Origin of the sequence: Brachyspira innocens ATCC 29796 (assembly GCF_000384655.1) — a bacterium.
Taxonomy (GTDB): domain Bacteria; phylum Spirochaetota; class Brachyspiria; order Brachyspirales; family Brachyspiraceae; genus Brachyspira; species Brachyspira innocens.
In genome coordinates this window covers 1-13,624 of the sequence record NZ_ARQI01000067.1, presented here as the reverse complement: position 1 = coordinate 13,624, position 13,624 = coordinate 1, and the positions used below count along the sequence as shown (strand labels likewise).

Here is a 13,624-nt window from a genome sequence, read left to right as displayed (position 1 = left end):
TAATAACGAGTTTCTTTGAATGTAAATTCTTCCAATACTCTGCTTTTTCTAAATCGCTGCCTGAGGAAAGGCTGTGTATTTTGGTTATTGTACTGCCGTCATTTTCTATTCTTAATACTGCTCCTTTGCCTGTGGGGTTAAGTGTTTTTGTGTTTGGGTCGTATTGGTATTCATTAGTTGCTAGTACGTACCAGTCATTTTTAAACTTAAACCTTCTTCCATATCCGCCGAATACTGTACCGTTTGCCACTACTTCGGGTTTCACTTCGATTGGCTTTTCTTCAATTTTATCTTCCTCTGGAGGCGTTGGGAGAGGAGTTGGGTTTGGGTAGTCTGGTATTTCTTCTTTATCATCTTCTATATTTGGAAATTCTGTTGGGGGTGGTATATATGTGGGGCTTAATAAATTAATCTTCTTACATGACATTATCAATACTACTATCAAAATCAATAAAAGAAGTAAAAAATACATTTTTTTATTAATAAAGTTCTTTTTCATATAATAACTCCGTTACTTTTTACTGTATATTAGACTTGTCTCAAAACTCAATTTCTTAATACTTATAACTTTTTTATTTATATTTGGGGCTTTGCCCCAAACCCCACTTCTTTTGTTGGCACAAAGAAGCAAAAAGACTGCATGTTTATATACTAAAATGATATTCTATACAACATATAAAACATAATATTTCTAATTTTAAAAATTAGATAATTTAATATTTAATGTTGTTAAGTAGTTTTGAAACAGGTCTACTTATCCTTTCATTAATTAATACGTAAAAAATTAAATATGCACGTAAAAAAATTAAAAAATAATTGTTTAAAAACTATTTTTTAATAATTATTTATAAACTATTATAATTTTTTTGTGTATAGCTTTGTATTATGCAGTCAGTATAAAGCATTTTTATGAATTTAATGCAAAATACAACATATAAAACATTATCTTTATAATTTTTTAACTAAATAATTTTTATAATTAATTTTCTAAAGTATTTTTTTATACTGGATTTATTTTGAAAAAATTGTATAATCTATTAGTGATAGTTTTCGATATACTGTAATGACACATTAGAAATATTTTTTAAGGAGTCTGCAATGGCGAGTTTAAGCGATAAAGAAATTAATGCAACCTTAGCAAAAATAAGACGTGAATATGAAGAAGGTGCTGAAAAATATGGTAATAAAATATACAATCTAAACAGTTTTAATGACAGATACAGAGAAGCTTTACAAAACAGACAAGATTTATCAAACTTTCTAATAGTAGAAATAAAAATATTGGAAGACATAAAAACTACATTAAGAGACAGAGAATTAGAACGCCAAAGAAAAAAAGCAGAAGAAGAAAAAGCTAAAGAAAATTCTTTTATGAATAAAGTTGACAATATGATAGAAAAATTCAAAAGTGCAACAGAAAAATATCCGTTAGAAGATATTCACCCTAAAGCTGATGATGAGATAAGACATTTATACGGTGCTTTTAAAGAATTATATAACTGTTTTTCTGTTATTAGATTCTTCTGCTGCGGACCTGCTAGCGACTATGTTGTAGAAACTGCTATCAAAGATTATGATAATCAATTCCAAAAATTTATTATACCTGTAGGCGAAACAAAAGTTCCTCAGATATTCGCTGATTATGTTTATGCTTTACACAACGGAGATAACTCAAGCAGAGCCGAACAATTTATACTTAAAGAATCAGGTTTTTTCCTTCATGCCTTTATTGAAAAAATGAATAATATCAAATCATTAGCCCTAAAAGCAAGTAATGACGGAGAAATAGTACTTCCAGACTATTTGAATGTTCAATCTCCTAGAGTATACAAATTCTTTAAAGGTAAAACTAAAGAAGAAATGTATGATGCTACTATAGCTTATGCCAATGCTATGATAAATGATTTCAGACTTCAAAGCTTCAAAAAAGATGCACATTAATAAAATAATAATAGCTCTTTTTTTGATTACATTGTCATTATACCCTCAAACTAATGAAGTATTCACTTACAACAGAAAAAATTTATCTAATGCATACCGTTATTATAATGCTAAAAACTATAAAAAAGCAGCTGAATTATTTGAATATGAAATAGAAAACTCCCCTATATTAAAAATAGAATACTTTGAAAATCTCGCAAATTCATATATGAATCTTAGAGATTATACAAATATGCTTAGGGCGGCAAGAAGCGGAATAATAGTTAATAGATTCTCGCCAAAACTTCATTTTCAAAAAGGTTATGCATTATATAAATTGGGGGATACTAATAAAGCCATAGAATCTATAAGATACTCTATAACTTTAGACCCTAACGATGCATATATGAATAATTTTTTAGGGCTTTTATATTTGTATGTAGAAGATTATAAACAGGCGGAGTCTTCTTTTCTTAAAGCAACTGTATACAGCCCTAATAATGTTGTTTATATGGTTAATCTTGCGGCTACTTATGAAAGAGACAGAAATTTTAGTTCTGCTTTAAATGTATATGAAGAAGCATACAAAATAAATCCTAATTATAGAGGGCTTGGAGATTCTGTAATTAGAGTAAAAGGTATAATAAACAGAATATCTGGAAAAAATACAGACACTGAAATAAATGAAATAGCAGAAAATAAAACTGTATCTACAAATCAAAATATCAATATCACTTATGATGAAGATGTTGAAGTTAAACCTATAGAAATGGATAATATATATACCAACGAAATATATACTAATACAATAGATACAAATAATATCATCATCAATACCAATAATATAATAACTAATTCTATAATCACAAATAACAATGTTATAACAAATGATATAAATAATATTTCAACCAATACTGCCGCATTAACAAATACTCAAAATAATACTAATAATTAATTGATTATATAAAAAATTATTGTATTATATATCATTAGGATTATTGTATATGCACACTATTAAAAATACATTAGAAGAATACTCTGATAATAAATTGTATCAAAATATCAATTTAGCAAGCTATATCAAGATATCACAAAAATGGAATGATATTATGGGAGAAGTTTTATCAAAAATATGCTATCCCTTATTTTTTAGAAATGCAGTTCTTACTATTGCCGTAAGAGATAGTGTATGGGCTAATGAAATATTTATGAACAGAGCAAATATATTCAAAAATATAAAAAAAGAAACCAATATAGAAGTAGTAGAATTAAAAACAAGAATCGGAGAAATTAATAATAAACCAGCTGAAAATTTAAATAAAAAAGATGATATATATAAAGAGCCTACTAAAGAACATAAAGAATGGATGAATAAAGTAATAAAAGAAGCAAATATAAAAGATGAAAAAATGAAAGAGATGTTTTATAATATATTAAAGTATGAGGACAGCGATGATTGATGATGAGTTTATAAAAAAGAAAATTTCTGAATACAAAGCTACAAAAAGTATAATAGCTTTGAGAGAAATTAATGAACATTTATCAAATTATATTTATAATTACCCTAGAAAAGTTTTCGGAGCTTATCATGAAAAGGCTTTGGAGTTTTACTCATACTATATCGAAAGAATAGATAATATAATACTAAAATACAATGAAACTGATGCTAAATTTATTACTTGGCTTACCTATACATTAAGAACGCATTATATTAATTTTTTAGACTTCAAAAAAAGAAAAGAAAAATACAATAAAAAAGAAATATCAATGGACGCTCCTTTATATAAATCATTATATGAAAGAGAGGCTATTACTCTTCATGATGTGCTTTATGAAACAAAATCCTACTCTATAAATGAATATATAGAAAATTATAATGATGACAGCAATATAGAAACAATAGCTTTAAATATATTTAATTATATAGAAAAAGAGTTTAAAAGCAGAGATTCCATAGCATTCTTTATACATAATCTTGAATTATTTATAAACCTTATTATATCGCCATTAATGAAATATTTTAATATAAACTACGAAGAAGCATATTCTATAATAGAAAAAGCAAGAGCAACATACATAAGCAAATATAATGAAATATTAAAACAGCAGGATAAAATAGCAAAAGTTAATGCTCAGATAGAAGAAAATAATAAAAAGGGAATATTTACTGTACATTTGGCAAGCAAAAAACAAGATTATATAAAAAAGCTTCACAAAATAAAAATAAATGTACCTTATAGTTTTATAGCAAAACTTTTAAATATTACAAGCAATGCAGTTACAAAAATAATTAATAAGATTAAAGATGACTTAAAAGAAAATTTTAAAAATTTACTGAAATAATATGGAATAATACATGGATAAAAATAATTACACAGAAGAAGAAATCATAAACTATGTTAATGGAATAAAAGTTTCTGATAACTTTTTAAATATGCTTGAAACTGATGAAGAGCTTCAGAGAAAAGTAAGCAGCCTAAAAAATGATTTGTTTATTATGGAAAATATAGAAGATTCAAATATGTTTACAGAATCAAAGAAAAAATCGGTTATCAGTATAAAAGACGGTATAATAGATTATATGCTTTATTTCAGCAGAATATCACCTATGGCATCAAGAGGCGATGATAATAATAATGATATTTATGTTTATAAAAATATAGAGATAAGTAAAAGCTGCAATGAATATTTTATTAATATAAACAATATAAAAAACTGGTGTGTTATAGAGCATAACGGAGAGAAAATAGTAAATATATTTGGTGAAAAGAACAATTATTCTTCAGCTTTAAAAAAAGGATTGTATAACATAAAAATAGATAATGATGAATGCAGTATTAATATAGAATAAATAAAAAATTAGGACGTATAGAATAGATGAACAATACTAACAATATTTGCAAGTGGGCTAAAACAGATATAGAAATAAAATACCATAATGAAGAATGGTGCAGAATATGCCATGATGAAAATAAACTATTTGAAATGCTTATATTAGAGGGCATGCAGGCTGGTCTTAGCTGGAGATGCATATTAAATAAGCGTGAGAATATGAGAAAGGCATTTGATAACTTTGACTATAAAAAAATATCTAAATATGATGATAAAAAAATAGAAGAGCTATTAAATAATAAAGGGATAATAAGAAATAAGAGAAAAATTAATGCTCTTATAGTAAATGCCAATAAATTTATAGAAGTTCAAAAAGAATACGGGAGCTTTGATAAATATATATGGTCTTTTACAAATAATAAGCAAATAGATAATAAATTAAATGATGAATCTGACCTTCCTGCAAGAAATGAATTGTCCGATACTATAAGCAAAGATCTCTCAAAAAGAGGATTTAAATTCGTAGGAAGCATTATTATATACAGCTACTTGGAAGCTATAGGCATAATAAATGATCATTCTGTAAACTGCAATTTTTACAAAAAAACTGAATATGACAAATAAAAAAAATAAAAACTGAATATTGACTAATAATGATAATAAATTAGAATAAAATAATATCAATATTATACGGATAAAACATATGCACGGATATAATACTATACACTTTAAAAAATCATCTATTATTTACATTAAAGACCAGATACCGAAAGATGTATTTTATATAATAACAAAAGGCAAGGCCATATCATACGGTACCTTTAATTATAACATAGAGTTTAATCAAGGCGACATTTTGGGATTAGTAAATATTTTATTAAATGAACCTTATTTCTTTAATGTAAAAGCAATGGAAGATGTGGAAGCTATAGAAGTGGATATAGCAGAAGTTATCAAAACGAAAAATGAAGAGTTAATGATAAAAATAGCTGAAAATTTAGATGCTTCATTTGAAACTTGGCTTGGAAGATATTATATGCAGCTTTCAAAAAACAAAGAAATTTCTCATATAAGAACAAAAGAAGAAATAATGAATATGGGAGATGTTTATAATAAAAACGGATTTAAACATATCGCATACAAACTCTATAATGAATATGCAAAACTATTTCCAGAAAACGCTGATGATGTAAAAGACAAACTATCAGAAATAACTCCAATAGAAGAGCCGCAAAAAAATGATGATAATGTATACTATTATAGAAAAGGATATTGTTTGTATACAGAATTGGAATATACTAATACTCTTTATATTATAAAATCAGGAGAAATAGGAATATATAATATAGTAAATTTAGGACAAGTTACAAGAGCCATTTATTCAAAAAACAGTATGATAGACGGATACAAGCCAGTTTTGCAGTATCAGCCTCTTTCAACCTGTGCTGTTGCTTTAGAAGATTCTTATATAAAAGTACTAACCAAAAAAGAATTAATAAATCTTACAGAACATGATCCTGAGCTAAGTCTTTACTATATAAAAATGGTAAGCGTAAAAATAAGAAATACTATATTAAAAATGATGGTTCTTAGTGTAGATGATTTACTATCAAAACTGCTTATAACACTTTATTATATATTAAAAACAGAAATACTGCCTGAAGATGTTAATTCTGTAAATTTATTATATACCTTAAATGATATAAAAACTCTAATGGATATAAAAGATGTAAAACTTATAGAGAAAGAGTTAAACAGAGTAAGAGGCGTATCAGTATCATCAGACGGCTATATTAATATAACAGATATGAAAAGCCTTATAATAGAATACAGAAACTGTATAAACAGATTAAGCAACACTCATCATCATAGTATGATGTATTTTTAATATATGTTAGTATAATTTATAATCTTCAATACAGAATGCAAACAAATAAACAAATATCAATAAAAATTATAAAATAAAATATTTTACTTTTATATCTAATTATTTTATAATATACTCATATAATTTTTCAGGAGTTTTAAATGCCAACATTAAAAACAAGCATATCAGGAATAAGAGGAATAATAGGAGATGGTTTGGATATAAGAACTATAGTAGATTATACTTCAGCATTTGCATGTCTATTTCCAAAAAAAGCAAAAGTTCTGGTAGCAAGAGATACAAGAATAACAGGGGAATCCATATTAAATGCTGTTGCTTCTACATTGATGGCATCAGGTATCAATGTAATAGATATAGGAATAACGCCTACCCCTACAGCATTATATATGGTTGAAAAACTAAAAATACATGGCGGTATAATGATATCTGCAAGCCATAATCCTATAGAATGGAACGCTTTAAAACTTATAGGTAAAGGCGGACATTTTTTAGATGAGAAAGCTGTTAATGAACTTATGAAACTTTATGAGAAAAAGTCTTCAAGATTTGTTAAAGCATTAGAAACAGGAACATATGAGAAAATAGATAATGCTATAGAAGAGCATATAAAACGTATTTTAAGATTTATAGATACTGATAAAATAAAAAAAGCTAATTTCAAAGTGGCATGCGATTATGTCAATGGTACAGGTTTATTTGCCACTCCTCCACTATTAAAAGCATTAGGAGTAAAAGAAGTTTCAATAAATAATGAACTTACTGGAAAATTTGCTCATGTTGCTGAACCTTCTGCTGCCAGTATGAAAAGTTTATCAGAATTAGTTAAGAAAAATAAAGTTAATATAGGATTTACTCAAGACCCTGATGCTGACAGACTTGCATTAGTTCTTGATGACGGTACCATCATAAGTGAAGAGTATACTTTAGCTTTATGTGCCAAATATTTATGGCTTGTAGGAAAAGGAAATGCTGCGGTAAACTTATCTACATCAAGAATGATAGATGATTTGGCAAAAGAAAAAGGATATTCTGTTGACCGTACAAAAATAGGAGAAATAAATGTTTCTTCTCATGTAGTAAAAAATAAATTATACTTCGGAGGCGAAGGCAATGGAGGAATAATAGTACCTTCTGTAACACCGGGAAGAGATTCACTTTTGGGTATAGCATTGATATTGGAATTAATGGCAAAAACAGGTAAAACTATAACAGAGCTTGTAAATGAAATACCTAAATATGAAATAGTAAAAGAAAAACTAGAAGTATCAAAAATTGACGAAGATAATTTCTTAAAACAAATTAAAGAAGAGTACCCTAAAGCTAAAATAACATCTATTGACGGAATAAAAATAGATTTGGAAGAAGGCTGGCTTCATGTACGCTCTTCAAATACAGAGCCTATTGTACGCATTATCGCAGAAGCTAAAACTAAAAAAGAGGCTAAAGAATTAATAAATGCTGCAATGGATATGATAAAAGGTGATAAAACTTCAAAAAAATCATCTGATAATAAGGCATCTAAATCGACTAAAACTAAAAAAGATACTAAAACAAAAGAAGTAAAAACTAAAAAATAATATTTGATAATTAATATATAAATAAAACAAGAGGTACACATTTATCTCTTGTTTTATTTTATCAAAAATAAATGCAAAACACTATCAATTTATACAAAACCTTAATAGTAAAAAATAACTACTTCGACTTTTAAACCAAAAAAGTCGAAAATTTTAAAGTTATGATTTTTGCTTGACAAATTTATCATCTTTTGTTTTAATATATGGTATATATTTATTATATATCTTTTATACATATAGAAAGGATAAATATGGACTTAAATCTTAAAAATAAAACAGCTATAGTAACAGGTTCCAGCAGAGGAATTGGTAAAAAAATAGCCGAAGCCTTAGCTAAAGAAGGAGCTAATATAGTAGTAACAGCTACAAATATTGATAAGGCTTCTCAGGTTGCTGAAGAGTTAAAATCATCTTATAATATAGAAACTTTAGCATTACAGCATGATGCAAAATCAAGTGAATCCTGCAAAGAAGTAATAGCTAAAACTATAGAAAAATTTAACTCTATAGATATACTTGTAAATAATGCAGGTATAACTAAAGATATGCTTGTTATACAAATGGACGATAGTGCTTGGAATGATGTAATATCAACAAATCTTTCAGGTGCTTTTTATATGTCAAGAGAAGCTGCTAAAACTATGTTAAGAGCTAGAAAGGGAAAAATAATTAATATATCAAGCGTTATAGGTAAAATGGGTAATGCTGGACAAGTTAATTATGCTGCTGCCAAAGCTGGTATTATTGGTATTACCAAGTCTATGGCTAAAGAGTTTGCTCCTAGAAATATATGTGTAAATGCTATAGCACCAGGATTTATTCAAACAGATATGACAGATGTACTTCCTGAAGATACAGTTAAAGGAATTATGAGTATAACTCCTTTAAAAAGATTAGGTACTCCAGAAGATGTTGCCAACTTGGTATTATTTTTATCATCAGATATGAGCAGCTATATTACTGGAGAAGTTATTGCTGTTGACGGCGGAATGTCAATGTAATATAATAACAAAGTTATAAATGTGCTTATAATTGGCACTTTATTATAAATTATAAAAAATTAAGGAGATTAAAAAATGGCATTAATCGATGAAATTAAAGATGTTGTTGCTAATCAATTAAACATCTCAGACAAAAGCAAAATTACTGATACAGCTTCTTTTGTAGATGACTTGAACGCTGATTCACTTGATTTGGTAGAATTAATCATGGAATTAGAAAAACGTTATGACATCAAAATTCCTCAAGAAGATCAGGAAAAAATTAAAAATGTAGCAGATGCTGCTAAATATATCGAAGAACATAAAAAATAATTAATATATTATATTTTTCCCGTAAACAGATATATATTAAAATCTTTTACGGGAAATTTTTTAATATATTGTAAAATCATAGGAGTTTTATATATGAGTGAACGCAGAGTTGTAATTACAGGACTTGGAATAGTAAGTTCTTTGGGAAATGATGTTAAAACTTTTTGGAATAACTTACTTAATGGAGTTTCTGGAATTAAAACATTAAGCAAATATTTTGATCCAGAAAAAGAGCAGCTTATTACTAAAATCGGTGCTGAAGCTTTACCATTAGAAGGCGATTATTATTCTGATAAAAAGATGTTAAGGAGATTAGATCCTTTCATTAATTTTGGAGTATATGCAGCTTATCATGCTTTTAAACAAGCTGGTATAGAACCTAAAACAGGCTTTGATCCTCTAAGAGCAGGCTGTGTTCTTGGCAGCGGTATTGGCGGAATAACTACTCTTTTATCCAATCATAATGTTATACTTTCTGACGGTCCTAGCAGAGTTTCACCTTTCTTTGTACCAATGCAGATAATCAATATGACACCTGGTCTTATTTCTATGGAATATGGAATGAACGGACCTAATTACAGTACTGTTACTGCCTGTGCTTCTTCAAACCACTCTATAGGTTTGGGATATAAACATATAAAAGATAATGAAGCTGACATTATGGTAGTAGGCGGTTCTGAAGCTACTATCAATCCTCTTACTATAGCAGGATTTAATAATGCCAGAGCTTTATCTACTAGAAATGATGAGCCTTCAAAAGCATCAAGACCTTTCGATAAAGGAAGAGACGGATTTGTTATTGCTGAAGGTGCTGGCATATTAATACTTGAAGAATATGAACATGCCAAAAAAAGAAATGCTAATATACTTGCTGAAGTTTGTGGTTATGGCTTTACTGCTGATGCTAATCATATCACTGCTCCTTTAGAAGACGGTGCTATGGGAGCAAGAGCTATGTCATTGGCTATAGAAAGTGCTAAAATTTCACCTGATAAAATCAGCTATGTTAATACTCATGGTACTTCTACTCCTGTAGGTGATATTGCCGAAATAAAAGCTATTAAAAAGGCTTTGGGTGAAGATCATGCTAAAAAAATAAAAATTAACTCTACTAAATCTATGACAGGTCATGCCTTGGGTGCTGCAGGCGGTATAGAGGCTATTGCTACAATTATGAGTATGATTGAAGGAAAAGTTCACCCTACTATCAATGTAGAAGAACAAGATCCTGAATGTGATTTAGATGTTGTTGCTAATACTGCTCAAGATTACAAAATAGAATATGCTATAAGTAATTCTTTCGGTTTCGGCGGACATAATGCTTCTATAGTATTCAAAAAAATATAATAAAAAATCATAAAAATAATAAAGCTCTGTTTTTATATAAACAGGGCTTTTTATTTGTCTAAAATAAATACTTTTATTATTCATAAATAGATTTAATGCTATCAATACATAATGATAATACCATAATTACAAGAAATAAAGATTATTAATAAAATATAAATAGTTTATTAATAATAGATTAAAATAATAACATATAGATAAAAAAATCTGCTTCAAGATTATTTATCCATATTAAATATTATTTATTCATTAAGTAAATATTTGTTCTCTAAAAATTTTAAAGGCTTACTCAAATGTTTAGCTATAAAACCTACCAAAATTGCAGCTATTATAGTACCTTCCCTAACACCTTCTAAATGACCTAAAAATACTAAAACTGTTACTAAAGAAATCATTACCAATACAACATCAAACATAATTTTTGTATTTCCAAATTTTAAAGGAAAAACTTTGCATATAGCTAGTACAAGACCTTCACCCGGAGTAGTTACAAGTTTAGCCATAATTTCTATACTCACTCCAACACCTACCAAAATTATTCCAATAAAACATAATACCCATTGCTGAAAATAATTGCTGTATGTGATATTCTTTATTAAAGAACCGCTTATATCTATCATTATACCAAATAAAATAAGTGCTGGTATTTGAAAAAGCTGAAGAGGATTGTATTTTTTTCTAAGAAGAAGTATTTGTGTTAGTATAAATACAAGATTAATAATAATTGTAGTTTCTCCTACAGAAAGTCCTGATATGCAGCTTGTAACATATGGTACGCTCGAAATAGGAGAAGTACCAAGTGATGCTTTAATAGAAAAAGCTATACCCAAAGACATAATATAGAGGCCTATCAAAAGTATTATAGTTCTTTCTATAAGACGTTTTTCTAAAATTTTCTTAAACATAGTTAAACTCCTTTTAATGAATTACACATCTCAATCAATAGTTTTTTTAATTTTTCTTTATCTTTTTCTGATAATCTATCAGTAGCAATATTCTCTGTATCTTCAAATATTTTCTCCATATTATTTGAAACTTCTACACCCTTTTCTGTCAAAGATACATAAAGAGAACGCCTGTTTCCCTCACGCTGTTTTCTCTCTATTAAACCAGATTTCTCCATACCAAGAAGTATGCTCCCTACAGTAGCAGGTTCTATTTCTAAATAATTGGCTATTGTTTTTTGGTCGGCCTCTTTAAATTTGGATAAAAAATATAACACTTTAGGCTGACCTGATGTAAGCCCTATCTTATTTGCCTCATACATTACCTTACGTGCAAACATAGAATTGGCTTTCATAAGTAAATAGTGCAGATTCTCCAATGATAAGTATCCTTATAGTAAGTATTCTTATAATAAGATAGCTTATTATACATAAAAATAAAAATAAGTCAACTATAATATACACCATATAGGTATATTAAAAAAATAAAAAAAGGTATTGACTTTTAGCAAAGTTAGAGTATACTAATAAAACAATAAAATAAGTGAGGGAAATAAACATGTCAGTACAAGAATTAAAATCAGATAACTTTGAAGCTTCTATTAGCGGAGATAAAGCAATATTAGTAGATTTTTTTGCTGAATGGTGCGGACCTTGTAAAATGCAGACACCAGTATTACATAAAATAGCAGATCAGCATTCAGATAAAATGAATTTTGGAGCTGTTAATGTTGATGAGGCAGAAGATATCGCAGCAAAATATGGAGTTCAGTCTATACCTACTTTGATAGTATTTAAAGGCGGTGAGATTGTTAAAAGAGCTGAAGGTATGAAAAATGAATCTCAATTAAAAGAATGGTTAAAAGATTATCTATAAAATAAAAAATATACTATTTTATTTTGGCCTAATTTTGTTATAAATTAGGCTTTTTTTTATTCTAAATTGATATATAATTCTTACAATAATATATAATTTTGCAGGTAAGACATGTTTAAAACAAATTATACACTAATAGAAAATATATCAAATGAATTTAATATAGACAAAAATGAAATCAATCTAATTATTAAAGAACTTTTTGATAAAATAACTTCATCCATTATAAATGGAAATAAATTTTACATGGATAAACTTGGTGTAATTAGTGCTGATGAAGATAAAAAAATATTCTTCTCAAACGAGGATGAAAGTTTTGATGAATCATTAGAATCTATAGATGTAAAAAGTACTGATATAAAAGATATTTTTTTAGAAAAATCAATATTTAAAAGCATATTCAAAAATATAAAAGATATATCAAAAAGTGAACATGTATATATAGAAAACTTCGGAACATTTTATTACAATTCCAATATCATATTTGACCCTGACACTTATCTAAAAAATAAAGTTAAAAATAATGAAGTCACTGAAGATATTTTAGAAGAACTTGACAATAAAATATTAAGCAAAAGAATGGAAAATATCAATAATGATGAAATACTAGAAGAAGTGATAGATGAAGAAAATAATTCTATAGACGATAATATAATAGGTAATATATGGAAAAATAAAGCATATAATTCTATAGATTTAAACACTATGATAGAAAACCTAAATGAAAAAGAAGAAAAAACAGATAATAATGAAAGTAATACTATAATAGAAGAAGTAATAATGGAAAAAGATGAAAAAGAAAATAACTATCCAGAAATGAAAGAATATAGTAAAGAAGAATTACTAGATATTAATAATTTTGATGAAGATTATTTAAATGAAAATACTGAAGAAAATATTAAAGCAAATAAAACGGAGGATAACAA

At 27.2% G+C, this 13,624-nt stretch carries 15 protein-coding genes and 1 pseudogene; 13 read left to right on the top strand and 3 right to left on the bottom strand.

From position 1 onward, the window contains the following. Nucleotides 1–499 (bottom strand): annotated as a pseudogene (locus F811_RS0101875) (hypothetical protein); the annotation flags it as partial. A gap of 599 nt (nt 500–1,098) precedes the next feature. Between F811_RS0101875 and F811_RS0101870 the strand changes: the two are divergent. From F811_RS0101870 to fabF, 11 genes are all read left to right on the top strand, one after another. Beyond that, nucleotides 1,099–1,941, top strand: coding sequence for a hypothetical protein (locus tag F811_RS0101870; RefSeq protein WP_020003600.1), 843 nt, complete (start codon nt 1,099–1,101; stop codon nt 1,939–1,941). Then, complete coding sequence (locus tag F811_RS0101865; protein ID WP_020003599.1) at nt 1,901–2,875, top strand: tetratricopeptide repeat protein; 975 nt, start codon at nt 1,901–1,903, stop codon at nt 2,873–2,875. Before F811_RS0101870 ends, F811_RS0101865 begins: the two co-directional genes overlap by 41 nt. A 49-nt stretch (nt 2,876–2,924) precedes the next feature. Next, complete coding sequence (locus F811_RS0101860; RefSeq protein WP_020003598.1) at nt 2,925–3,380, top strand: DciA family protein; 456 nt, start codon at nt 2,925–2,927, stop codon at nt 3,378–3,380. Continuing rightward, nucleotides 3,373–4,263, top strand: coding sequence for a sigma-70 family RNA polymerase sigma factor (locus F811_RS0101855; RefSeq protein WP_020003597.1), 891 nt, complete (start codon nt 3,373–3,375; stop codon nt 4,261–4,263). The genes F811_RS0101860 and F811_RS0101855 overlap by 8 nt, the downstream gene beginning before the upstream one ends. Nucleotides 4,264–4,276: 13 nt before the next feature. Further along, nucleotides 4,277–4,771 (top strand): hypothetical protein, encoded by a 495-nt coding sequence (locus tag F811_RS0101850; protein WP_020003596.1) that lies wholly within the window; start codon nt 4,277–4,279, stop codon nt 4,769–4,771. A gap of 26 nt (nt 4,772–4,797) precedes the next feature. Next, entirely contained in the window at nt 4,798–5,376 is a 579-nt protein-coding gene (locus tag F811_RS0101845) for a DNA-3-methyladenine glycosylase I (protein ID WP_020003595.1), read from the top strand. A 79-nt stretch (nt 5,377–5,455) separates the two neighbouring features. Then, on the top strand, nt 5,456–6,640 hold the full coding sequence (locus F811_RS0101840) for a cyclic nucleotide-binding domain-containing protein (RefSeq protein WP_020003594.1): 1,185 nt from the start codon (nt 5,456–5,458) through the stop codon (nt 6,638–6,640). Nucleotides 6,641–6,780: 140 nt separating this feature from the next. Continuing rightward, complete coding sequence (gene glmM, locus F811_RS0101835) at nt 6,781–8,217, top strand: phosphoglucosamine mutase (RefSeq protein WP_020003593.1); 1,437 nt, start codon at nt 6,781–6,783, stop codon at nt 8,215–8,217. Nucleotides 8,218–8,468: 251 nt separating this feature from the next. Next, nucleotides 8,469–9,218, top strand: coding sequence for a 3-oxoacyl-[acyl-carrier-protein] reductase (fabG, locus tag F811_RS0101830; protein WP_020003592.1), 750 nt, complete (start codon nt 8,469–8,471; stop codon nt 9,216–9,218). A gap of 75 nt (nt 9,219–9,293) precedes the next feature. Then, a complete protein-coding gene (gene acpP / locus F811_RS0101825; protein ID WP_013115070.1) occupies nt 9,294–9,530 on the top strand; it encodes an acyl carrier protein in 237 nt (78 codons plus the stop codon). 93 nt (nt 9,531–9,623) lie between these two features. Then, entirely contained in the window at nt 9,624–10,877 is a 1,254-nt protein-coding gene (fabF, locus tag F811_RS0101820; protein ID WP_020003591.1) for a beta-ketoacyl-ACP synthase II, read from the top strand. A gap of 242 nt (nt 10,878–11,119) precedes the next feature. On the opposite strand, the gene F811_RS0101815 is transcribed toward fabF, so the two are convergent. Then, nucleotides 11,120–11,782, bottom strand: a complete 663-nt coding sequence (locus F811_RS0101815) for a YczE/YyaS/YitT family protein (RefSeq protein ID WP_020003590.1) — start codon at nt 11,780–11,782, stop codon at nt 11,120–11,122. Between the two features lie 2 nt (nt 11,783–11,784). Continuing rightward, nucleotides 11,785–12,177, bottom strand: coding sequence for a MarR family winged helix-turn-helix transcriptional regulator (locus F811_RS0101810; RefSeq protein ID WP_020003589.1), 393 nt, complete (start codon nt 12,175–12,177; stop codon nt 11,785–11,787). Between the two features lie 203 nt (nt 12,178–12,380). Here F811_RS0101810 and trxA point away from each other — a divergent pair, with 203 nt between their 5' ends. Beyond that, entirely contained in the window at nt 12,381–12,698 is a 318-nt protein-coding gene (gene trxA / locus F811_RS0101805; RefSeq protein WP_020003588.1) for a thioredoxin, read from the top strand. A gap of 111 nt (nt 12,699–12,809) precedes the next feature. Further along, a partial coding sequence (locus tag F811_RS0101800; protein ID WP_020003587.1) for an HU family DNA-binding protein occupies nt 12,810–13,624 on the top strand: 815 nt, incomplete at its 3' end.